General features: G+C 73.1%; 18 protein-coding genes. 1 reads left to right on the forward strand and 17 read right to left on the reverse strand.

Features of this window, described 5'->3' with window-relative positions:
• Window positions 1-46: 46 nt before the first annotated feature.
• Window positions 47-1,978: a DUF6541 family protein gene (locus tag CCE01nite_RS13705; protein WP_034627329.1), complete on the forward strand. Its 1,932-nt coding sequence runs from the start codon at window positions 47-49 to the stop codon at window positions 1,976-1,978.
• Here the strand turns inward: CCE01nite_RS13705 and CCE01nite_RS13710 are convergent.
• The 17 genes from CCE01nite_RS13710 to alaS form a co-directional block, all read right to left on the reverse strand.
• On the reverse strand, window positions 1,965-3,200 hold the full coding sequence (locus tag CCE01nite_RS13710) for a glycosyltransferase 87 family protein (protein ID WP_034627333.1): 1,236 nt from the start codon (window positions 3,198-3,200) through the stop codon (window positions 1,965-1,967). The genes CCE01nite_RS13705 and CCE01nite_RS13710 overlap by 14 nt on opposite strands.
• Before the next feature lie 177 nt (window positions 3,201-3,377).
• On the reverse strand, window positions 3,378-4,568 hold the full coding sequence (gene aroC, locus CCE01nite_RS13715) for a chorismate synthase (RefSeq protein ID WP_034627340.1): 1,191 nt from the start codon (window positions 4,566-4,568) through the stop codon (window positions 3,378-3,380).
• 76 nt (window positions 4,569-4,644) lie between these two features.
• Entirely contained in the window at window positions 4,645-5,430 is a 786-nt protein-coding gene (locus tag CCE01nite_RS13720; protein WP_034627341.1) for a hypothetical protein, read from the reverse strand.
• A gap of 1 nt (window position 5,431) precedes the next feature.
• Window positions 5,432-6,136 (reverse strand): fimbrial assembly protein, encoded by a 705-nt coding sequence (locus tag CCE01nite_RS13725; protein ID WP_034627347.1) that lies wholly within the window; start codon window positions 6,134-6,136, stop codon window positions 5,432-5,434.
• The gene (gene pilM, locus CCE01nite_RS13730; RefSeq protein ID WP_034627352.1) at window positions 6,133-7,191 is read right to left on the reverse strand and encodes a type IV pilus assembly protein PilM; all 1,059 of its coding nucleotides are present in this window, start codon (window positions 7,189-7,191) and stop codon (window positions 6,133-6,135) included. Before pilM ends, CCE01nite_RS13725 begins: the two co-directional genes overlap by 4 nt.
• 89 nt (window positions 7,192-7,280) lie before the next feature.
• Window positions 7,281-8,045 carry a prepilin peptidase gene (locus CCE01nite_RS13735; RefSeq protein WP_246056552.1) on the reverse strand — a complete coding sequence of 255 codons (765 nt, stop codon included), beginning with the start codon at window positions 8,043-8,045 and terminating at the stop codon, window positions 7,281-7,283.
• 17 nt (window positions 8,046-8,062) lie between these two features.
• A complete protein-coding gene (locus CCE01nite_RS13740; protein ID WP_141372594.1) occupies window positions 8,063-9,691 on the reverse strand; it encodes a hypothetical protein in 1,629 nt (542 codons plus the stop codon).
• 17 nt (window positions 9,692-9,708) lie between these two features.
• Window positions 9,709-10,413, reverse strand: a complete 705-nt coding sequence (locus tag CCE01nite_RS13745; RefSeq protein WP_034627362.1) for a PulJ/GspJ family protein — start codon at window positions 10,411-10,413, stop codon at window positions 9,709-9,711.
• On the reverse strand, window positions 10,406-12,214 hold the full coding sequence (locus CCE01nite_RS13750; protein ID WP_034627365.1) for a prepilin-type N-terminal cleavage/methylation domain-containing protein: 1,809 nt from the start codon (window positions 12,212-12,214) through the stop codon (window positions 10,406-10,408). Before CCE01nite_RS13750 ends, CCE01nite_RS13745 begins: the two co-directional genes overlap by 8 nt.
• A 107-nt stretch (window positions 12,215-12,321) precedes the next feature.
• Complete coding sequence (locus CCE01nite_RS22420) at window positions 12,322-12,789, reverse strand: prepilin-type N-terminal cleavage/methylation domain-containing protein (protein WP_034627366.1); 468 nt, start codon at window positions 12,787-12,789, stop codon at window positions 12,322-12,324.
• A 171-nt stretch (window positions 12,790-12,960) separates the two neighbouring features.
• The gene (locus CCE01nite_RS13760; RefSeq protein WP_034627368.1) at window positions 12,961-14,190 is read right to left on the reverse strand and encodes a type II secretion system F family protein; all 1,230 of its coding nucleotides are present in this window, start codon (window positions 14,188-14,190) and stop codon (window positions 12,961-12,963) included.
• The gene (locus CCE01nite_RS13765; protein ID WP_281282396.1) at window positions 14,190-15,764 is read right to left on the reverse strand and encodes a type IV pilus twitching motility protein PilT; all 1,575 of its coding nucleotides are present in this window, start codon (window positions 15,762-15,764) and stop codon (window positions 14,190-14,192) included. Before CCE01nite_RS13765 ends, CCE01nite_RS13760 begins: the two co-directional genes overlap by 1 nt.
• A 310-nt stretch (window positions 15,765-16,074) precedes the next feature.
• The gene (locus CCE01nite_RS13770) at window positions 16,075-17,754 is read right to left on the reverse strand and encodes a GspE/PulE family protein (RefSeq protein WP_034631494.1); all 1,680 of its coding nucleotides are present in this window, start codon (window positions 17,752-17,754) and stop codon (window positions 16,075-16,077) included.
• Window positions 17,755-17,938: 184 nt separating this feature from the next.
• A complete protein-coding gene (locus CCE01nite_RS13775) occupies window positions 17,939-18,829 on the reverse strand; it encodes a shikimate dehydrogenase (protein ID WP_052104229.1) in 891 nt (296 codons plus the stop codon).
• Complete coding sequence (gene mltG, locus CCE01nite_RS13780; protein WP_034631492.1) at window positions 18,826-19,977, reverse strand: endolytic transglycosylase MltG; 1,152 nt, start codon at window positions 19,975-19,977, stop codon at window positions 18,826-18,828. The genes CCE01nite_RS13775 and mltG overlap by 4 nt, the downstream gene beginning before the upstream one ends.
• Window positions 19,970-20,593, reverse strand: coding sequence for a Holliday junction resolvase RuvX (gene ruvX, locus CCE01nite_RS13785; protein ID WP_084142771.1), 624 nt, complete (start codon window positions 20,591-20,593; stop codon window positions 19,970-19,972). Before ruvX ends, mltG begins: the two co-directional genes overlap by 8 nt.
• 1 nt (window position 20,594) lies before the next feature.
• Window positions 20,595-23,303, reverse strand: a complete 2,709-nt coding sequence (alaS, locus tag CCE01nite_RS13790; protein WP_034631490.1) for an alanine--tRNA ligase — start codon at window positions 23,301-23,303, stop codon at window positions 20,595-20,597.
• Window positions 23,304-23,367: the final 64 nt, after the last annotated feature.

Here is a 23,367-nt window from a genome sequence, read left to right on the forward strand (position 1 = left end):
AGGGCCAGGACCTTCAGATCCGGACTCGGCGTGCCGATCGGAGGGCGTGGAGTGGCTTCGTGCGGGTGCCGTCGCGTGCGCTGTCGTCGCCGCGTTCTGGGGTCCTGGTCTGCTCGTCGGCTGGGCGGCCCGTCTGCGTGGCCTCGGGCTCCTCGCCGCCGCCCCCCTCCTCACGCTCGGCGTCGCCGGCCCGGCAGCGATCGCCGTCGCTCTCCTCGGGGTCCCGTGGGACGCCGCCAGCGCGTCGGTCGCGGTGCTGGTGACCGCCGGTCTCGTGGGGGCGTGCTCGTCCCGGGGGCGCGACGCGCCGCCGGCCGGCCCGGTACCCCGGGCGCAGGGCTCGACCCGCGTGTGGCTGCTCGTGTCGGTCCTGGCCGGCGTGCTGGCGCAGCTCGTCCCGGTCGCGGTCGGCATGGGGCGACCCGGGCGGCTCCTGACGGGGCACGACGCGGTCGCGCACCTCACGATGGTCCGCTTCGCGCGCGAGTCCGGGGTCGCCTCGAGCCTGCGGATCTCGGACGCGCACACGCTGGACGGCACGACCCAGGGGTTCTACGGCGCCGGGTGGCACGCGGTGACGGCGCTGCTGGGCGACGTCCCGGACGCGTCGACCGTGTTCAACACCGCGGTGCTCGTGCCGTGCGCCCTCGCGTGGACCCTCGGTCTCGTTGCCCTGACCATGAGCACGTTCCCGTCCCGCCCGCGGGCCTGGTGCTTCGCGGCCGTGGCGTCCGGTGCGGGCGTCGCGCTGCCGGTGCTGCTGGTGATGCGCCCGGAGGGGATGATCGCGAACGCGGTGGCCGTGGCCCTCGTGCCGTCGTTCGCCGCGCTGGTGACGGCGCCGTGGTCGCGTCTGTCCCCTGCACGGTGGTGCGTCCTGGCGCTCGGTACCGCGGGGCTCGCGCTGACCCACCCGAACGCGGCCGCGGCGGGCGCGCTCGTCGTCCTGCCCTGGGCCGTCCTGCGCGCGCGTCCCCGGGTGGTGCGGCTGCTGCGCGGACGCACGGGCCGGGCGGTTCTCGCGGTGGCGTCGGCGGTGGCCGTCGGGGCCGTCGCGTGGTTCGCCGGGACCGACTCGGTGCGTGCCGTCTACGCGTACGAGCCGGAGCCGCCCCGCCGGGCGGGAGACGTCGCCGTCGCGCTGCTCACCGGTGACGCGACCGGGATGGGCTGCGGCGCCGGGGTGCCCGTCGTACTCGCCGCGCTGGTCGGTGGGGCGCTGTCGTGGCGGTCCCCGCGTGCGCGCTGGCTCGTGCTCGCGTCCGCGCTCCTGGCGGCGCTGTACGTCGCGGCCACGTCCCCGGTACCCGTGCTGACGGACGTCGACCGGGTCTGGTACGGCGAGCCCCGGCGGTTCGCGCCCGTCATGGTCGCGGTCCTCGTGCCCCTGGCCTCACGCGCTCTCGACGCCCTTCCCGGTGCGCTCCGGCTGCATGCCGCGCGCCGTGCCCGTGGCTCCCCCGCGAGCGCCCGACCAGTCCGCGCAGGTGGCGCGCTGCTCGCCGTCGCCGTGCTGCTCATGTCGGCCGTGAGCTCCGGGGTGGGTCTGTCGGGGCTCAGCCGGTACACGTTCGGCGACGGCGTCCCCGCCGAGGAGGCGCAGGTCGCCGACGACGCGGAGCTCGCCATGCTCGTCCGTGCCGGGCAGCTGCTCGACCCCGAGGTCGGCGTGCTCGGCTCGTCGTTCTCGGGCGCGACGCACCTCTACGGGCTGCACGGGCAGCGGGTCGTGCCGCCGACATACCTCACGGTCGAGAACGAAGACCTGCGGTACCTGCGACTGCACCTCGACGACCTCGGGCAGGACCCGGAGGTCTGCGCCGCGCTCGGTCGCCTGGGCGTCGGCTACCTGTACGCGGACCCGCTCCCGTGGAACTGGCTGCCCACGCACGTGAACCCGCTCACGGCCCCGGACCGTGGCGTGCGCCTCCTGGACGCCGGCGGCAGCGCCCGGCTCTACGAGATCACGGCGTGCTGACGACGTCCGGGCCCCCAAGGACGGGCAGCCCGGGGCGCGTCGCTCGGCGGTCCAGGATCAGGGCCACGACCGCCACGACGACCACCACGAGCCGCAGGGTGACGAGCGAGACCGTCCGGTCGAGCAGGTACGGGACGAGCACCGTTGTGGGGACGAGCGACCAGCACGCCGCCCGGAGCGCGGGACCCGGGCGCGCGTTGCTCGTCCAGGCCCAGAGCAGCGCGACCACGAGGAACGGACCGGCGTAGTACGTGAGGAACAGCGGATCGAGCAGCAGCCGGGTGCCGATCACCGCGAGGACCACGGTCAGCGGGGAGCCTGCGCGACGCAGAGCGACCGCCGCGCCCGTGGCGACCGCGACCCCGGCCTGGGCGACGCGCAGGCCCCAGTCCGACGCCTCCGGGCCCACGACACGGGCCAGGACGGTCTCCTGCGGGATCCCCCAGCTGAACGAGAACGTCTGCACGTCGCCCCACAGGAAGAAGGGTCCGTAGACGAGCGCCGCCAGGAGGCCGCCCACCGCACCCGCGACGACGACGGTGCGGGGCCGACGGCCGACAAGGGCGACCGGAGCACCGAGCACGCCCCAGATCTTGACGGCGACCGCGAGCGCCAGCAGCACCCCGACGGTGCGGGGCCGGGCCCGTGCCGCCTCGAGCGCGGCGTGCGCGAGGAGCAGGCCGAGAAGGATCTCCTCGGGGTGCCCGTTGCCCACCGACTCCGCGAGCAGCCCGCCGAGGACCAGGGCGAGGCCGACCGCCCACTGGGCGGGCAGTGCGCGCGCGCCGGTGGCGGACGCCGCGCGCCGGGTGACGGCGAGGGCGTACGCGAGGACGAGCGCGCCCTGACCGGCCGCGAGCACGAACCGCATCGACGGTTCCGGCAGCCAGTCCGTGGCGGCGGTCGCCGCGCCGAGCGACAGCAAGTACAGCGGGCCGATCTGCAGACCGGGTGCACCGAACACGTCGAGGAGCCGGGGTCCGAGCATGCTCAGTCCCGCGATGCGGAACCACTCCGCGTCACCGCCGGGGACGACCGCACCGAGCGTCCCGAGGATGACCACGGCGAGCGGCAGCAGGACGAGCGCGGGGCGCTCCGCGAGGTGCTGCAGGCCCGCTGCGAGCCGGGGGCTGTCGGTGTGCAGCCGGGCGGTCTCGCGCTCGAGCCAGGTAGGGGACGAAGAGGTCTCCGGCCCGGGCACGATCTCACTGGTCACGCGCACGTGTGCACACCTTCGCCGGTTCTGCTGCTACCGCCCTGTACATCGGCATGTGCGGACGGGACCTGAGGTGCACGCACGGCCCGTCGCACCCGGGTTCGCGAGGACGGCGCCCGCAAGCGTCCGAGGCACCGCCCCGCAGCGGACGCGCCGGGACGGGCGCCCCCGCCGCGGCGCGCCTCAGCGCTGCAGCTCGGGGACCGCGTCCAGGTACGTCGTGAGGTTGCGGCGCACCTCGCCGACGGAGTCGCCGCCGGCCTTCTCGAGCAGCGCATCCGCGAGCACGAGCGCGACCATCGCCTCGGCGACGACCGCCGCGGGCGGCACGGCGCACACGTCCGAGCGCTGGTGCTGGGCCTTCGCGGCCTCGCCGGACGTCGTGTCGATGGTGTCGAGCGCACGCGGGACGGTCGAGATCGGCTTCATCGCGGCGCGCACCCGCAGGATCTCGCCGTTCGACATGCCGCCCTCGACGCCGCCGGCGCGGTTGGTGCGCCGCACGATCCGGCCCGACGCGTCGCGCTCGATCTCGTCGTGGGCCGCAGACCCGCGCCGGGCGGCGGTGCGGAAGCCGTCCCCGACCTCGACGCCCTTGATCGCCTGGATGCTCATGAGGGCGCCGGCGAGCCGCGCGTCCAGCCGGCGGTCAGCGTGCACGTAGGAACCGAGGCCCGAGGGCAGCCCGTACGCGAGCACCTCGACGACGCCGCCCAGGGTGTCCCCTGCCGCATGGCAGGCGTCGATCTCCGCGACCATCGCCGCCGACGTCTCCGCGTCGAAGCAGCGCACCGGGTCCGCGTCGAGGTGCGCGAGGTCGTCGGGGTGCGGCAGCGCGGCGTCCTCGGGCGCCTGGACGGGCCCGATGGCGACGACGTGCGAGACGAGCCGGATCCCCGCCGCCTGCTCGAGGAAGCGCGCGGCCAGGGTCCCGAGGGCGACGCGCGTGGCCGTCTCCCGGGCGCTGGCCCGCTCGAGCACCGGCCGCGCGTCGTCGAAGGCGTACTTGCGCATGCCCACGAGGTCGGCGTGGCCGGGCCGCGGCCGGGTCAGCGGCGCGTTGCGCGCGCGGTTGAGCTTTTCCGGGTCGTCGACCGGGTCGGCGGACATCACGTCGACCCACTTGGGCCACTCGGTGTTGCCGATCTCGACCGCGAGCGGACCGCCCTGCGTCAGGCCGAGGCGCAGACCCCCGAGCACCCGGACCTCGTCCTGCTCGAACTTCATCCGCGCCCCGCGGCCGTAGCCGAGGCGCCGGCGCGCGAGCGCCGCCTGGATGTCGCTCGTCGTGACCTCGACGCCGGCCGGGAGGCCCTCGAGGATCCCGACGAGCGCCTGACCGTGGGACTCACCCGACGTCAACCAACGCAGCATGGCCGACATCCTTCCACGAGCCCGGCGAGGTCCCGCGCGTCGGCCCGGTGGGTGGACCGGGCCGACGCGGGGGTGCTCAGTCCTCGCCGCCGACCGGGATCAGCGGATTCTTGCCGGGCACCGCGCCCGGCAGGACGGGCGCCGGCGCGGCCGGGTCCGTCGGGGTCGGGAGGACCGTCGGGTCGGTGAGGACGTACATGACGCCGTCGACCGCGAGCTCGACGTGGCCGAGCTCCGTCGCAGGGCGACCGCCGCCCCCCTCCGCGACCTTCTGGCCCGTGGCACGCAGGCCCGTGACCAGGAACAGCCGCGAGGCCCGCTGGAGCGCGTCGACGAAGGCGAGCGTCGGCTCGTAGCCGCCGAGCACCGTGATGGAGACCGGCACCTGCACGAAGCCCGTGAGGGGCGCCGGGCCCGCCGGGGCGGGTGCCGTCGTTGCCGGGTCGGTCGCGCCGCCCTCGGCGGGCTCGGTCGTGGCGGGCGCGACCGGTGCCGCGACGGACACGGCGGGGACCACGGCCGTGGGCGCGCTCGGCGTCACGGACATCACGGTCACGCCGCTGGCCTTCGCGACCTCGTCGAGCTGCCGCAGGAACGCGGCGAGCTCGGCCCGGGTCGGGATTTGCACCCGGAGCGCGGCGAGCTCGGCCTTGTGCTCAGGCAGCTTCGCGAAGTCGGCCTCGAGCTGCGCGAGCTGCAGCTCCAGCAGGTCGTTCTGCGCCCGCACGGACTCGGTCTGCTCTCGCGACTCCGACGCGGTGGCGACGGTCGGCGAGACCAGCAGGAACCACGCGGCCGCGAGCATCGCCACCGCGACGAACGCGGTCCCGCCGATCCACGTGCTCTTCTTCGCTCCAGCCATGTCAGCTCGCTCCTTCCACGGCGGCGAAGCGCTGGACGTACGCCACGTCGGTGATCTGGGCGGTCGCCGAGACCGTGTAGTACGACGACCCGCTGTCCGACACCACCGCGGTCGACACCCACGCGTCGGCGAGGCCGGGGACCCCGTTGAGGGCGTCGATCATCGCCGCGGTGTCCGGGAGGGTCGCCGTGCGCCCGGTGAACTGCATCTGCCCGACGCTCGGGCCCTGCAGCGCGTCCGTCGGGGCGGCGGGCGCCATGACCGGCGTCGCGCCGGTCACGAGCAGCGTCTCGAGGCTGACCTCGGCGGGCAGGACCGCGCCGACCGCGTCGAGGTAGCCCTTCCAGAGGATCTCGGTCGACATGCCGGTCTCGCGCGCCTGCCGGGTGAGCTCGAGCGCGGAGAGCACCTGCGGGACCTCCGCGTACTTCTGCTGCTCGGCCTGCAGGCGCGAGGTCTCCTCCTGCGCGGACGTCAGCTCCCGGCTCGCCGCGGACACGTCGACGAGCGCGATCGCGTAGGCCACGACGCACAGGGTGAGCACACCGAGCAGGCTCACGCCGAGCCACTTCTTGATGGCCTTGAGGCCGCGTGCGGCGCGCACCTCGGGCGGGAGCAGGTTGACCTGCGGGAGCGAGCCGGTGCCGACGAGCGACCCCGCGCTGCTCGGCTTGGCCCGGCGGGCGCGTTCGGTCAGGGCGGTCATGCGGCGACTCCGTAGGCCAGGCCGACCGGGAGGGCGACCAACGACTCGAGGCCCGTGAGCGACTCGCGCGCCACGGTCTTGCCGATCTTCAGACCCGCGAGCGGGTCGCCGAGGGTCACCGGGAGCCGGCTCGCGCTCGACAGGTACTGGCCGAGGCCGGGCAGGTGCGATCCGCCGCCGGTCAGCACGACGGCCTCGATCAGCGCGCCCGGGTTGTTCCCGGCGTAGTAGACAAACGTGTTGCGGACCGACTCGATGAGCGTGCGGGTCACGTTCGCGACCGCCTCGGCGGCGGCCTCGTGCTCGGCCTCGACCGCGTAGCCGACGCCGATGGTCCGCTTGATGACCTCGGCCTCCGCGGCCGCGATCCCGAGCGCCGACGCCACGGCCGCCGTGACGTTCTGCCCGCCGGCGGGCAGCGTGCGCACCAGGCGCGGGACGCCGCGCGCCGAGATCACGACGTTCGTGACGCTCGCGCCGATGTCGACGAGCGCCACGACGCGGTCCGCGAGGTCCCCGCGAGCCACGGCACGCAGCAGGGCGAACGCGTTGAGGTCGACCATGCTCGCGCGCAGGCCGGCGCCCTCGACCGCGAGGACGTTGGCGTTCACGGTGTCGCGCTGGGCGGCGACGAGCATGCCCTGGACCGTGCGCCCCTGCGGGCCGTCGAACTCGCTCGTCGGGTAGTAGTCGAGCAGCGCGTCGTCGGTCGACATGGGCAGCAGCTCGTGCACCTGGTAGGGCAGCGACGCGCGCAGCTGCGGCAGCGGCATCCACGGCAGGTCGAGCTCACGGACCATCACGCGCTGGTTGCCGACGCCGAGGACGACCTCCTTGGAGTCGAACTTCGCCGCGACCCAGAGCTGGCGCAGGGCGCTCGCGACCGTCTCGGGCTGGACGACCTCGCCGTCCCGGACCGCGCCGAGCGGCAGCGGCACCTGGCCGTAGCGCACGAGGGTCGGTGTGCCCGTGCGCGCGCCGCTGCGGAACTCGAGCTCCGCAGCACGCACGCACGTCGTGCCGATGTCGAGCCCGATAACTCGGGTGCTGGCCACAGGTGCCCCTTTCGATGCCACACGCTTCCGTTCCCTCTATCGGGCGGTGGGCGGGGCTTCTTGAGGAGCCGTGCGAGCGACTTTGACGCTCAGAGGAGGTCGAGGTACGCGTCGAGCAGCGGTTCACCCGCGAGCAGGCCGACCGCGGCCCCCACGAGCATCCACGGCCCGAACGGGATGCCGGTCTTGCGGCCCGCGCGCCCCGACAGGAGCAGCGCGACGCCGAACACGCCCCCGAGCACGAACGCCGCGAACCAGCCGACGACGAGAGCGCCCCAGCCGACCCAGCCGAGGTACAGGCCGAGCACGCCGGCGAGCTTGACGTCCCCGAAGCCCATCCCGGCCGGGTAGACGAGCACGAGCAGGAAGTACACGGCGTAGAGCACGGCGCAGCCGATCGCCGCGCGCAGCAGCGCGGGCCAGTCGCTCGCTCCCCCGGGGTTCGCGCTCGCGAGCGCGAGCAGGACCGCCGCCACCGGGTAGGAGGGCAGCACGATCGCGTTCGGCAGGCGGTGCGTGTCGAGGTCGATGAGCGCGAGCGCCACCGCGACCGCGGCGAGGTACAGGAACGCGGGCAGCGCCCACGACGGGCCGAGCCACGCGGCCGTGAGCGCGAAGAGCACCGCGGTGCCGGCCTCGACGAGCGGGTAGCGCGCCGAGATCGGTGCCGCGCAGTCGCGGCACCGGCCCCGCAGGAGGAGCCAGGACACGACCGGGACGTTGTCGCGCGGGCGGATCTCGTGCCCGCACGCCGGGCACGCGCTCGGCGGGTGCACGACCGACTCGCGGCGCGGCACCCGCCAGACGACGACGTTGAGGAACGACCCGATGGCCGCACCGAAGAGTGCGGCCACCAGGACGAGCGGGAGCGTCACGGCGTCGGCGCGGGCGTGCTCGCGGGCTTGACCTCGCGCTTGTAGACGACGTCGACGCGGAAGCCCGAGGCCGCGGTGGGCGTGGTGCTCGGGAAGGTGACGCCCGGGATGCCGATGGGCACGTACCGCTGCGTCATGTTGTTCCGGAGAATCACGTTGCCACCGTACAGCTGGCCGTAGAACGTGGCCGTGTTGTTCGTCTCGAGCGTGCACGGGGTGTAGACGAACAGCGTGATCGGGGCGATCGCGAGGCTGCCGGAGTCGATCTTGAAGTTGCCCGACTTCTTGCCGCCGACCGTCTTGCCGCACTCCGCGAGCCCGTTGGGGGTCGGGTCGGGGTCCGGGATGATGATCCAGACGTTGTGCTGCGCGCCGTCCTTCGAGGTGATCTTGAAGTTGCCGGTCGCGTAAAAGTCGTTGGCGAAGATCACGAGGTCCGAGCGGAGCTGGATGTCGAGCCCGCCCTGGAACATCGTCTGGGCGCAGTGCCGCGTGTCGAAGACCGTCGGGACGGCGGGCCCCACGAGCGGGCCGTTGACCCCGTAGCTCTCCCCCGCGACGGTGCACTGGGTCTTCGCCGGGTTGCGCGCGTCCGACCAGGTCGGGGCGTTGTTCGCCACCGCGTTGTCGATGACCCACTGGCGGTAGGCCGCCGAGCGGTCGCCGGACGTGACGAAGCCCGTCCAGTCGCTCAGCCGGTAGTTGACCTCGGGGAGCTTCACGGGTACGTACTGCGGGATCGAGCTCGCCGCGACGCCGGTGCGCACGGAGCCACCCGCCTGCGGTCCGCCGCCCCACGTGCTCAGGCCGCCGACGATCATGACGTCACGGCCGTACTTGGACCCGCCCGCGAGCGTGGCGCCCGCGGACGCGTACGTGTCGACCCCGACGGTCGTCAGGCCGGCGGACTGCGCGCTGTGCACCGTGAGCGCCTTCTTGCTCCACAGGTTCTGGGTGATGCGGCACGCGTTCGAGATGTCGACCTTGCCGTCGACGACGATGAGGTTGCCGTCGATCTTGACGTTGGAGTTGCAGTTGACGTCGCCCGTGTCGACCCACACGTCGACCTCGGTGTCGGGCAGCGACGTCTCGAGCGTGAAGCCGTTCGTCGTCATGATCGAGCTCGCCGCGAAGATCGCCGCGCCGCGCCCGGGCACGCTCAGCGGCGTGAGGTTGACCTTCGACTGCACGGAGCGTCGGCTGGGCGTAGAGGACCCGACCTGGGGGGACGTCGACGTCGCCGTCACGACGGCGAGGGTCGGGCTGCCGGTCACGGCGCCGGCCGAGCACGGGAGCTGGACGTTGTTGACGTCGTAGTACGTCACGGCGGCGGACACGGTCGTGGTGCTCGGGGACGTGCCCGACGAGAACGTCCCGCTCGCCGGCCACTGGCACGGCGTGGAGGTCTCGAGCTCGGCGAACACCGCGTCGACCGCGCCCTCGGCGCTGTGCACCTGGACGGTCCGAGCACGGTCCCGCCCGGAGTCGTTCGCGGTCACGATGGTGTTCGCGACCACGACGGACGCCAGCGCGATCCCGATCAGGGCGACGGCGACCGCGGCGACGAGCGCGGCACCCCGCTCCCGGTCGTCGCCCGTCACACGGTGACGCAGCGCTCTCAGCATCGGTTCTCCTCGGTCGGTCACGGGGTGGGGATGGTGGCGCACTTGTCGGCGGGGTACCCGAAGACGGTGTTGCGGCCGGTCAGGACGGACGTGACGCTCGCGGGCTTCGAGGACGCCCGCTGGGCCGGGTCCTTGAGCCGCAGCGTGACCCGGATCGTCTGCGCCTCGGAGCTCGCCTGGGCCGCGGACGACGGGTCGACGTAGAACGGCGGCCAGGTCGTGGGGTCGGACTCCACGAAGCCGGTCCCGGTCGGCTTGACGACGTTGTGCGCGACGACGCGCCAGTCCTCGACCCCGCCCACGGCCTGCCAGTCCGGCCGCCACGAGCGGTACTCGAGGTCACCGAACTCCGAGCCGGCCGGGTAGATCACGCGCCACTGCACGCACTGGTACACGCCGTCCGTCTGCGTGTGCACGCGCAGCGAGTAGTACGGCGCGACGCCCGAGCCGGCGATGGTCTCGGCCGCGGGGTCGGAGATGACGTTCCCCGAGCGCACCTGCCGGTCGATCTGCATGAGGCCGAGGCGCGCCTCCTCGACCGCGCGGTTGCGCGCGAGGTTGTCCCGCGTCTGCGTGCTCACCGAGATGAGGATCGAGAACACGATCGTCAGCAGCACCGCGAAGATCGTCATCGAGACCATGAGCTCGACGAGGGTCCAGCCCTCGTCGCCCCGGCGTCGGCGGCGCGCCGCGGCGAGCCGGGCCCGCAGGAGATCACGCATCGGGGGCCGCCTTGTAGCCGGCGTTCGCGTTGGCCGTGCCGTACGTCGCGACCGCGGTGAACGCGCTCGAGCCGAGCGGCGTGCTCAGCGTGTACGTCACCGTGACCGTGAGCGTCCCCGCCTCGGCGTCGAGCGAGCACCCGTCGGTCTTGCACAGCAGCGGGTCCGGGTTGGACGCGATCGACATCGCCGGGGTCACCGCCACGGTGGCCTTCGCGGTCACGGTCCCGTTCGGGGTCGTCCACGTCACCTGGCCGCCGTTGACGGTCTGGTTCGTGCTCGGCGTGACCGTGAGGGTCTGGTACCCGGCGCCGTCCCAGTACTGGACGCTCGCGCTGCGCGTCGCCGTGGCCGCGGTCGTGCGCTGCGAGGAGCCGCGCTCGACGAGCACGGAGTCGGTGTACGACGCGACGCGGACGAGGCCGTTCGCGGCGGCGACGCCGCCGTCCCAGGGACCGACGCCGAACGTCGAGCCGCCGAGCGTGCGCTGCGAGCCGGCCGACGTGCAGCCGGCGCCCGCGAGCGTCGCGCACCCGACCGCCGCCGTGCCGGGGGCGTTCGTGAAGCGTCCGGTGAACGTCGAGGAGGAGCCGCCGCCCGCGTAGCCCCAGACCGAGACGGAGCCGGTCGGCAGCGAGAGGGTCACGTTCGACGCGCTGCCCGAGCTGAGCAGCCCGGCGGAGCACGGCTGGCCGGCCGGGATGCCGGTGCGGCACGACGCGGTCGTCGAGGCGCGGGCGGTGCCGCTCGTGCCGGTGCCGGCGGTCAGGCTCAGGCTCGCCGGTCCGGCGGGGATGTTCGTCGTCGCGACCGGGCCCGTGCCGACGACGTCAGCGGGGTTGGCGGGCGCGGCGCCCGACGCACCGACGTCGTTCGACGCAGCGTTCGTGAGCTTGCCGGAACCGTCCGAGGCCAGGGGGGTCGCGGGGTCGACGCCCTCGACGACGACGCCGCCGTGCGTCACGACCGAGTCGGTCGCGGTGGCCTGCTGCGAGGTCGAGCTGCTCCCCGCGCGGGACAGGCTCAGCGTCGCGGTGAGCGCGTTCGAGCCGGGCAGGAGCGGCCACGGGCCGGGGCCGGGGGCCGGAGGGGCGGCCGGGCCGACGACGGTCGTGGCGGGGTCCTGGCCGGTGAGCGTGATGGAGGGGCCGAGCGCGCCACCCGAGCTCGACAGCAGCGCCTGGCACGCGCCGAGGAAGGGCTGGTTCGCGGGGTCGCCGCAGCCGCCGTCGGGCGCGTACGCCTGCGAGCGGGCGATCACGGACGCCGCGGTCGACCTGCCCGAGCGCGTCCAGGTCGTGATGACGGTCAGCGTGAGCACGTCGGTGGTCGTGGCCGACGAGCGCGACACGTACACGCGCGAGGTGAACGGCGTCCCGACGCCCGAGACGTCGGCCGAGACGGTCTTGTTGCTCCCCCCGGTGCCGGACAGCGGCGGGACGTCGGTCGCCTGGCTGCTCGACGTGACGAGCACCTCGTTGATCGAGGGGTCCGCCACGGGGCGCAGGCTCCCGCCCGCGACGTTCGCGTCCCCGCCCGCGGCGCCGGCGAAGTTCGTGTGCAGCCCGCGGCTGAGCACGAGCCACGGGAGCGAGCGCAGCTCCTCGAGGATCTGGTTGCTCACCGCGGTGGCCTGCGTGCGCTGACGCGACTGCGCGGTCGTCACGAGCGCGGACGTCTGGACCGCCATGAGGATGACCAGCACCGCGGTGATGATCATCATCGCGACGAGCAGCTCGATGAGGGAGAACCCGGTGTCCTCCCGGGGCGCCGTGACGCGGCGGACCAGCCTCTTCAGCACGACGCTCCTCTCGAGCGGTCGACGACGGTGGGGTTCGTTCTGGGTACGGGTTCACCGACAGGGCAGGAGGCGAGCGCCTCCTGCCCTGTCGGTGCGTCCAGCCTGGGTCAGCAGCTTTCCTTGTTCAGGCCCTTGGCTGCCGAGTAGAAGACCGTCGTGCGCGTGCCGCCCGTGTAGGTGAGCGTGACGCACCAGTTGACGGCCGCGTTCGCGATGGTGGCGCCACCGGTGCCGGTGTACGACAGCGTCGCGCCGGAGACGGGGCCGCTCTTGACGCCCATGTCGGCGATGGCCGTCGTGCCCGTGCCGATCGACCACTTGCTGTCGGTGGAGCCGACGCCGAAGGCGCCCGCCGCGATGGGGTCCTTCGCGTCGACGTAGTACGTGGCGATCTCCTTGCCGAGCGTCGAGACGTCCGACGTGGCGGCGGTGTCGTTCGCCTTCTTGCGCTGGTTGAGGAACACCGGGATCGCGATGGCCGCGAGGATCCCGATGATGATCATGACGACCAGGAGCTCGATCAGGGTGAAGCCCTGGTCCTTCTCCTGCATGGACTTGCGGATGCGAGCGATCACGTCGTGCTCCCGTTCGGTGGTGTCGTGCGAGTCGGTTTTCCAGCTCAGTGCCGGCCGGGGCCGGATCAGGTGGTGCACCCGATTCATCGGGCGCCTCCCCCGTCCCCTTGAGCGCCTGGGCCGCGATTCACTCGCGGTTCACCCGTTCGGCGGGCGCGCGCCCGTTTTGTATTACTCGATCAGGTTGAAGATGCCGAAGATCGGCATGTACATCGCGATGATCATTCCGCCGACGATGCCACCGATGACGACGATCATGATGGGCTCGATGAGGCTCGTGAGCTGCTCCGTGGTCGCCTCGACCTCCTGGTCGTAGAAGTCGGCGATCTTGTCGAGCATCGTGTCGAGCGCGCCCGTGTCCTCACCGACCGCCATCATCTGCACGACCATCGGCGGGAACACGGGGTGCTGCGAGAGCGGGCCCGTCAGGGACTCACCGCGGCGCACGGACTCCTCGACGGCCTTCGCGGCCCGCTCGATCACGAGGTTGCCGCTCGTCTCCCCCACGATGTCGAGGGCGTGCAGGATCGGCACGCCCGCGTGGATCATCGTCCCGAAGTTGCGGGTGAAGCGGGACACCGCGATCTTCTGGAAGAGCTTGCCGAACACCGGGACCTTGAGCTTCCAGGGGTCGACCTTCTCGCGGATCGCGCGGTCGTTCTTGTGCTTTCCCCACCACACCGCGAATACCCCCAGCGCGATGACGGTCGGCACGATCGTCCATTTCAGGATGTCCGAGAGGATCACCAGGATCCGCGTCGGCAGCGGCAGGGTCCCGCCGAGCGTCGCGAACATCCCGGCGAAGATCGGCACGATGAACAGCAGCATGCCGACCGTCGCCAGGATCGCGATCACGAATACGACCACGGGATAGGTCATCGCGGACTTGATCTTGCCGCGGAGCTTGACCTCGGTCTCGAAGTTGTCGGCGACCGAGACCAGCACCTCGTCGAGGAAGCCGCCGACCTCGCCGGCCTTGACCATGTTGATCATGATCGGCGGGAAGACGTTGGGGTGCTTCGCGAGCGCGTTCGAGAACGCCACGCCCGTCTCGACGTCGCTGCGCACCTGCGCGAGCACCTTCGACAGCGGCTTGGACTCGGTCTGCTCGGCGAGGATCGACAGCGCGCGCAGCAGCGACAGCCCCGCGCTGATCATCGTCGCGAGCTGCCGCGACATGATGGCGAGGTCCTTGAGCGAGATCTTCTCGCCCATGCCGAAGAGCGTGATCTCCTTGTTCAGGCCGCCGTTCGAGACCGCCTCGATCGACACGGGGGCCAGCCCCATGCCCTTGAGACGGTTCGCGACGGCCGCCTGGTTGTGCGCCTCGATCCGGCCCTTGACGAGCTTGCCCGAGCGGTCCCGGACCGCGTACTCGTAGGTCGTGGTCGCGTCCGCCATCAGTACGCCTGCCCGTTCATCGTCGCCATCGCGGCCTGGCCGCCCTGCACCCCGCCTGAGAAACGGCCGGTCAGGCGGTTGAAGTCCTCGATGTGGTGGCACTTCTCGAGGCCGGTCTCGTGGGTGATCCGGCCGGTCTTCACGAGGTCCGCGAGGTGCTGGTCGAGCGTGTGCATGCCCTGCTGGGCGCCCGCCTGCATCGAGGAGTAGATCTGGTGCGTCTTGCCCTCGCGGATGAGGTTGCGGATCGCCGGCGTCGCGACGAGGACCTCTGTCGCCACCGCGCGCCCCGGACCGTCCGCGCGCTTGCACAGCGTCTGGCACACGACGCCCTGCAGGGCGCCGGCGAGCTGCGTGCGCACCTGAGCCTGCTGGTGGGAGGGGAACACGTCGATGATGCGGTCGATCGTCTGCGCGGCGTCCTGCGTGTGCAGCGTCGCGAAGACGAGGTGACCGGTCTCCGCCGCGGTGAGCGCCACGGAGATCGTCTCGAGGTCACGCATCTCGCCGACGAGGATGATGTCGGGGTCCTGGCGCAGCACGTGCTTGAGGGCGTTCGCGAACGAGTGCGTGTCCGCGCCGACCTCGCGCTGGTTGATCAGCGACTTCTTGTGCTTGTGCAGGAACTCGATCGGGTCCTCGACCGTCATGATGTGGTCCTCGCGCGTGCGGTTCGCGAGGTCGACGATCGCGGCGAGCGTCGTGGACTTGCCCGAGCCGGTCGGCCCGGTGACGAGGACCAGCCCGCGGGGCATCCCGGCGAACGTCCCGACGATCGGCGGGACGCCGAGGTCCTCGAGCGGCTTGATCTCGTACGGGATGACACGGAACGCCGCGCCGATCGCCTCGCGCTGCTGGTAGAGGTTCACGCGGAACCGCGCGTGGCCGCGCACCGAGTACGCGAAGTCGAGCTCGAGGTTCTCCTCGAACGTCTCGCGCTGCTTCTGCGTGAGCACCGAGTACAGCGAACGCTGGAGCGAGTCGGGCATGAGCCGGTCGAAGCCCTCGAGCGGGCGCAGCGAGCCGCTGAGCCGGATCATCGGCGGCGCGCCGGACGTCAGGTGCAGGTCGGACGCACCGGTCTTGATCATCGCGACGAGCGCCTGGTCGAGCTGCAGGTCGTCGTCGTGCGACTCCTGGCTCATGCCGATGCGCGAGCTGCGCGCGGCGGCGCGGGTCGGTGGCGTGGGGACCTCGCCGCGCGGGGCTCCGGCGGGCGCCGCGGCACCTGCGGGGCGCCCGGGGGGGCTTCCGACGGGCGGAGCGTGCGGCGCGGCCGTCGGCGCGGCGGGCTGGTACCCGCCGGGTGCGGCGGGCGGCGGGTACGCGCCCGGCGGGGGCGGCGGGTAGCCGGCGGCGGCCGGCGGCGGGTAGCTGCCGGGCGGCGGCGGGAGGGGCGCCGGCGGGCCGACGGGCGGCGCGGCACCCGCGCTGCCCTGCGAGGGCACCGGCATGTAGGTGGGCCGTCCCGTGACGGGGGCGTCGCTCGGGGGGCCGGCCTGCGGACCCGCCGGCCGGTACGGCGGCAGCGGCCGCGTCGGGTCGGCGCCGCGGGCCTGGTACGAGTCGCTCACTGAATGGCCTCCACGTCTTCGGAACGCACGTCGCCGGGCACGCCCGGCGGTCGAGGCCCACTCAGGGCGCTCTGTCGTCTCATCGGCCGGCGGCCCCCGGGTCTTGAGGGACAAGGGGCACCGAGGTCCACGGCGAGTGACGCCGCGGGCTCTGCGAGCGGGGCGCGGGCGACGACGGATGGGACGCACGCCGTGCGGGACGGACGACGGCCGGGACGGTCGACGGCCCGGACGAACGACGGTGCCCGCGCCGGTCGACAGTGCCCGCGCCGGTCCGGACGGCACCGTCAGCGCGAGCCGGCGGCCCGGGTCACGCCACGACGCGCAGGATCTCCTCGATCGACGTCATCCCGAGGGCGACCTTGTGCCAGCCGTCGTCGCGGAGCTGGATCATGCCCTGCTTGCGCGCGGTCGCGGCGATGTCGGCAGCCGACGAGTGCGACACCGCGTGGCGCTCGATCTCCTCGGTCACCCGCATGACCTCGTGCAGCGCGATGCGGCCGCGGTACCCCGTCTTGGAGCACGAGACGCATCCCGCGGGCCGGTTGAGCACGGGGATCTCCTCACCCTCGACCCACGGGAACCTCGCGGCGACGAGCTCGGTCGGCGTGGGCCGGTACGGCTCCTTGCACTTGTCGCAGAGCTTGCGCGCGAGCCGCTGCGCGACCACGGCGTCGAGGGCCGAGCCGACGAGGAACGGCTCGATGCCCATCTCGACGAGGCGCGTGATCGCCGACGGGGCGTCGTTCGTGTGCAGCGTCGAGAGCACGAGGTGACCGGTGAGGGCCGCCTCGATCGCGATCTGGGCGGTCTCGTGGTCACGGATCTCACCGAGGAGCACGACGTCGGGGTCCGAGCGCAGGATCGAGCGCAGCGCGCCGGCGAACGTCAGGCCGGCCTTCGGGTTGACCTGCACCTGGTTGATCCCGGCGAGCCGGTACTCCACAGGATCCTCGACCGTGATCACGTTGATCTCGGGCCGCGAGACGGCGTTGAGCGTCGCGTAGAGCGTCGTCGACTTGCCGGAGCCGGTCGGCCCGGTCACGAGGATCATGCCGTAGGGCTTGGTGTACGCCTCGCGGTAGACGTCGTAGTTCTGGTCGAGGAACGACAGGTCGCGCAGGTCGAGGCTCGCGGTGGAGTTGTCGAGGATACGCATGACGATCTTCTCGCCCCACACCGTCGGGAGCGTCGCGACGCGGAGGTCGATCTTGCGCCCGTTGTGGTTGATCGACATGCGGCCGTCCTGCGGCTTGCGCCGCTCGGCGATGTCGATGTCGCTGAGGATCTTGACGCGGCTGATCACGCCGCCGGTGATCTGCTTGGGCGAGCGCTGCATCTCGTGCAGCACGCCGTCGATGCGGTAGCGCACCCGCAGGTCGTGCTCGCTCGGCTCGATGTGGATGTCCGACGCGCGGTCCGTGATCGCCTGCGAGACGAGCAGGTTGACGTACCGGACGATCGGCGCGTCGTCGTCGACGAACTCCCCGACGCGCGCGAGGTCGGCCTCGGCCGTCGCGGCCTGCTGCTCCTCCTCGAACGCGGAGGTCAGGTCGTCCATCTCGCCGTCGGCGCGGCAGAACCGGTCGATCGCGCGCGTGAGGTTGTCGTAGGTCGCGACGACCGGCGTGACCTGCAGGCCCGACATCGTGCGGACGTCGTCGACCGCCACGACGTTGCCGGGGTCCGCGGTCGCGAGGACCAGGGACCCGTTCGCGAAGCCGACGGGGAGGACCGTGTACCGCCGGCACAGCGCCGCGGGCACGACGCTCACGGCCGAGCGGTCGACGGGGTACTCGTCGAGGTCGATAAAGTCCATGCCGACCTGGCGCGCGAGCGCGGCGACGAGCTGCCCCTCGGAGAGGATGCCGATCTCGACGAGCGTGCGCCCGAGCGACTGCCCGCGCGTGAGCTGCTCGTCCATCGCGGCCATGAGCTGGGACTCCGTGACCAGACCCTCGTCCAGCAAGATCTCGCCGAGCTGCTTCACGGTCGTCCTCTCGTCGCGGGCGCGCCCAGGGATCGCGCGCGTACGTGCCCAGAGGACTTATCGGCACGCACCGGGTGCGTCGTGAGGGGTCGGACGTCCCGACGTGCGCCGGGTGCCGGACCGCGGCGCGCGGCGGCGGGTCAGCGGGTCGCGGGGTTGGGGTCCGCGGCGCGCGACGGTCGGGTCAGCGGGTCGCGGGTGTCGACGCGAGCGCCGACCGCAGAGCCGCGTCCATCGCCTCGACCGGCCCGGGTCGCCCGGTCATGAGCCGGACCTGCTCGACCGCCTGGTGCAGCAGCATCCGCTCGCCCCCGACGACGGGTCCGCCGCTGCGGTCCCAGGCGACGGACAGCGCGGTCGGCCGCGGGTCGTAGGCGACGTCGAGCAGCACGCCGCGGACCGGCACGCCGTCGAGCTCCGCGGCCAGGTCGTCGGCGGCGCGCGGCGGGAGCGTCGAGACCACGACGTCGGCGCCGGGCACCTCGCGCGCGGCGGTCTCGAGCGGCGCGTACCGCGGCTCGACACCCATCCGGTGCGCGGCCCGCATGAGCCCGCCGACGCGCGCGATCGAGCGGACGTACACCACGGGGGTCGTGCACCCCAGCTGCGCGAGCGCGGCGAGCGTCGAGGCGGCCGTCGCGCCGCCGCCGAGCACGGCCGCGGTCCGCCGGACGGGTCCCCCGCCGGTCCCGAGCCCCTCGCCGAGCGCCGTCACGAGCCCGTACACGTCGGTGTTGGCGCCCGTGAGCACCGGCGTCCCGCGAGCGGGCTGGACGAGCACCGTGTTGACGGCGCCGACGACGCCCGCGAGCGGCTCGACGTGGTCGAGCAGCGGCAGGACCGTCTGCTTGAGCGGCATCGTCAGGCTCAGACCCGCCCACGAGGCGTCGAGCGCGCCGACGAACGCGGCGAGGCCGTCCTCGGTCACGTCGACCGGGTCGTAGCGCCAGTCGTCGAGCCCGAGCGCGGCGTACGCGGCACGGTGCAGCACCGGCGACAGCGAGTGCGCGACGGGGTGCCCGAGCACCGCCGCCCGGCGGCCCGCGCCGCCGTCGGCTGCGTGCGCGTCCGTCACGACGTGGGGTTCTCCTTCTGCCACTGGCGCAGGAGCGCGACGTTCTCCTGGTGCTCGGTGTACGTCTCGGAGAACATCGTCTCGCCGGTCTCGAGGTTGATCGCGACCCAGAAGATCCACGGGCCGGGTGTCGGTGCGAGCACCGCGTCGATCGACTTCTCGCCGGGCGACGCGATGGGCGTCGGCGGCAGGCCGGTGTTCATCTCGAGGTTGTACGGGTTCTCGACGCTCTTGTCGGCCGTGGTCAGACCGGTCCCCGGCTTGCCCAGGCCGTACGCGAGCGACGCGTCGATCTGCAGGATCATGTCCTTGTCGAGCCGGTTCTGGATCGCCTGCGCGATCTTGCCGCGGTCCTCGTCGCGGCGCGCCTCCCGCTCGACGAGCGAGGCGCGGATCAGCACGTCCTGCCACTGCTCGCGCGGGATCTGCTTCGCGGTGAGGACCCCGACCGTCTGGTCGACCATCTGCTTGACGACGCTCGCTGCCGTCGCGCCCGGCTCGATCTGGTACGTCGCGGGGTACAGCCAGCCCTCGACGTTGCCGCCGGCCTCGGCGGGGAGCCCGACGGCCGGGTCGGCGACCGCGGCGTTGAGCGCGTCGACCGGGATGCCGGTGACCTCGTTGACCCGCGTGAAGACGTCGTCGCGCGAGAGCCCCTCGGCGACGGTGACCTTGAGGGACACCCGGTTGGCGGTGTTGAGGAGGGCCGCGACCGCGTCGCTCGCCTTCATCTGGAGCTGGAGCGTGTACGTGCCGGGCTGGATGCTCGGGGCGTCGGGGTTCGCGGTGAACGCTGCGGTGAACGCGCTGGTCGTGGCGACGACGCCCGCGTCCACGAGCTTCTGCCCGATCGCACCGCCGGAGTCGCCCTGCGCGACGGCCACCTGGACCTCGCCGCTGCCGGGGCCGGGGTAGTCCGTGACCGTGTCCTCGCCGCCCCCGCTGGACAGCATGGGGCCGACGACGCTCCAGACGACGTACCCGGCACCGAGCACGAGGGCGAGGGCCATGACGATCACGACGATGCTGCGGCGGCGGCGCTTGCGGCGCTCCTTGGCCTTGCGGGCCTTGCCGCGCTGGCGGGCACGGCGCGACGCGGCGGGCTCGCTCGCGGCTTGCGTCGGTGCGCCGAGGAAGAGGTCACTCACGTTCTCTTCCCTCCGATCCCTGGCTCGTCGGTCCGTCGTGCCGCTCATCTGCACCGTCCTGCAGTCTCGTCCGTCCGTCCCCGCAGCCACCCGCGTCACGCGCGACCACCGGCGGGTCCGCGTCGACCCGTTCCCCCGCCCGTGCACCCGTGACCCGCTCCGCGTCCAACGCGGTCTGCAGGATCACCACCGCGGCCGCCTGGTCGACGACCTGCCGGTGGCTGCGCCCGGCCCGGCCGGACGCGCGTAGCGCCTGATGGGCGGACACCGTGCTCATCCGCTCGTCGACCATCCGCACCGGGACGGGTGCGACGGCCTGCGCCAGCACCACAGCGTACGCGCGCGCGGCCTCGGATGCGGCACCTTCGACTCCGGAGAGGTGTCGGGGAAGTCCGACATACACGACAGCGGCCGCGCGCTCCTCCGCCTCCGCGGCGATGCGCCGCACGTCGGCGGGCAGCGCCCCGGGGGCCGGCCGGCGGGTGTCGCGGGGCACGGTGTCGACCGGGGTCGCGATCAGCCCGTCGGGGTCGCTCGAGGCGAGCCCGACCCGGACGCTCCCCACGTCGACCCCGAGGCGGCTCCCGCGCGTGACCGGTGCAGCGGATCCCTGCACCTCAGGCCGCCGCGCCGATCTCGGCCCGCAGGCCGTCGAGCGCGGCTCCGAGCCGGCTCGCGTCCGTGCCGCCACCCTGCGCGAGGTCGTCCTTGCCGCCGCCCCCACCGCCGAGCACGCCGGACGCGGTCTTCACGAGCGCACCGGCCCGCACCCCGCGCTCGCGCGCGGCCGCGTTCGTCGCGACGACGACGACCGGGCGGCCCTTGGCGACGCCGCCGACCGCCACGACCGCCGGCGCCGACTCCCCGAGGCGCGCGCGGACGTCGAGCACGAGCGTCCGCAGGTCGTCCGCCGAGGACACCTCGCCGGCGTCGTGCGCGACGACCCGGACCCCGCCCGCGTCGACCGCGCCGGACGCGAGCGCGGCCGCACCCGCGAGCACCTGCGCCTGGCGCAGCGCCGCGAGCTCCTTCTCCGACTCCTTGAGCCGCGTGAGCAGCGACGACACGCGGTCGCCCAGCTCGTCGGGCCGGGCGCCGAGCAGGCCCGAGAGCTGGCCGACGAGCGCGTGCTCCTTGGCCTGGAACCCGTACGCGCCGTCGCCGACGAGCGCGTCGACGCGCCGGACGCCCGAGCCGATCGAGGACTCCCCGAGCAGCGTCACGAGCCCGAGCTGGCCCGAGCGGCGCACGTGGGTCCCGGCGCACAGCTCGCGCGACCAGTCCCCGCCGATCGACACCACGCGCACTCGGTCGCCGTACTTCTCGCCGAACAGCGCCATGGCCCCGAGCGCGCGCGCCTCGGCGATCGGCATGACCTCGTCGGTCACGTCGAGGTCCTCCGCGAGCTGGGTGTTGACGCGCTCCTCGATCTCGGAGAGCGCACCCGCGGGCACCGCGGCGCTCGACCGGAAGTCGAAGCGGATGCGGCTCGGGGCGTTCTCGGAGCCGGCCTGCGTCGCGGTGTCACCGAGCGCCTCGCGCAGCGCCTTGTGCACCATGTGCGTCGCGGTGTGGGCGCGGCTGATCGCCTTGCGGCGCACGACGTCGATCGTCGCGGTGCCGGCCTCGCCGAACGTGACGGTGCCGTCGACCAGCCGGCCGTGGTGCACCGACAGCCCCTTGACGGGCGCCTGGACGTCGTCGACCTCGATCCGCGCGCCGCCGTCGAGCACGATCACGCCGTGGTCGGCGAGCTGGCCGCCCGACTCCGCGTAGAACGGCGTGCGGTCGAGCACGACCTCGACGTCGGCCGGCGCGGTCGCCGCGGGGGCGGGCACGCCGTCGACGAGCAGCCCGACGACGCGCGAGCGCGACGTGGTGTCGGTGTAGCCGAGGAACTCGACCGGGCCGGCCTTCTCGCTGCTGAGCGTGGAGTGCAGCTCCTGGTACGCGGCGGTGTCCGCGCGCCCGGCACGCTTCGCGAGCGCGTCGGCGCGGGCGCGCTGGCGCTGGGCCTGCATGAGCGAGCGGAACGCGGTCTCGTCGACCGACACGCCCTGCTCCGCGGCCATCTCGAGCGTGAGGTCGATCGGGAAGCCGTACGTGTCGTGCAGCTGGAACGCCTGCTCGCCCGAGAGCAGCGGCGTCGCCGACGGGGCGTCTCCTCCGGCCTGGGTCTTCACCGTGCGCACCGCGGTGTCGAGGATCGTCGTGCCGGCGGCGAGCGTGCGGCGGAACGCGTCCTCCTCGGCGTACGCGACCGTGCTGATGCGGTCGAACCGCTCCGCGAGCTCGGGGTAGGACGGGCTCATCGCGTCCTTGCTCACCGGCAGGAGCGTCGGCAGCGCGAGGTCCTCGACGCCGAGCAGGCGCATCGCGCGGACCGAGCGGCGCAGCAGGCGGCGCAGCACGTAGCCGCGGCCCTCGTTCGAGGGCGTCACCCCGTCGCCCATGAGCATGAGGCTGCTCCGGACGTGGTCGGCGACGACGCGCATGCGGACGTCGTCGTCGCGATCGGCGCCGTAGCGGCGGCCCGAGAGCTCCTGCGCCGCCTGGATGACCGGGAAGACCTCGTCGATCTCGTACATGTTGTCGACGCCCTGCAGCAGGTACGCGACGCGCTCGAGCCCCATGCCGGTGTCGATGTTCTTCTGCTGGAGCTCCCCGAGGATCGGGAAGTCCTCCTTGCCGCCGCCGTCGCCCCGCTCGTACTGCATGAAGACGAGGTTCCAGATCTCGATGTAGCGGTCCTCGTCGACCACGGGCCCGCCCTCGGCGCCGTACTCCGGCCCGCGGTCGACGTAGATCTCCGAGCACGGGCCGGCCGGGCCGCGCGCCCCCGTCGACCAGTAGTTGTCCTTCATCCCGCGGCGCTGGATGCGCTCGTCGGGCAGCCCGGCGATGCGCTTCCAGAGCGCGGCCGCCTCGTCGTCGTCGTGGTAGACGGTGACCCAGATCGTCTCGGGGTCGAACCCGAAGCCCCCGTCCGCGGTGGAGCCCGTGACGAGCTCCCACGCGTACGTGATGGCGCCTTCCTTGAAGTAGTCGCCGAACGAGAAGTTGCCGTTCATCTGGAAGAACGTGCCGTGCCGGGTCGTCTTGCCGACCTCTTCGATGTCCAGCGTGCGCACGCACTTCTGCACGCTCGTCGCACGCGGCCACGGCGCGGTCTGCTCGCCGAGCATGTACGGGATGAACGGCACCATGCCCGCGATGACGAACAGCGTCGAGGGGTCGGGCGAGATGAGCGGGGCCGACGGGACGACGGTGTGCCCGCGGCCCTCGAAGTAGTCGAGCCAGCGCTGGCGGATCTCGGCGGTACGCATGGGATTCTCGGTTCCTTCGGTGTGTGCCGGTCGCTGTCGGCGGTGATGTCAGTCTGACGTGCGG

It is taken from the genome of Cellulomonas cellasea (assembly GCF_006538745.1).
Taxonomy (GTDB): Bacteria; Actinomycetota; Actinomycetes; order Actinomycetales; family Cellulomonadaceae; genus Cellulomonas_A; species Cellulomonas_A cellasea.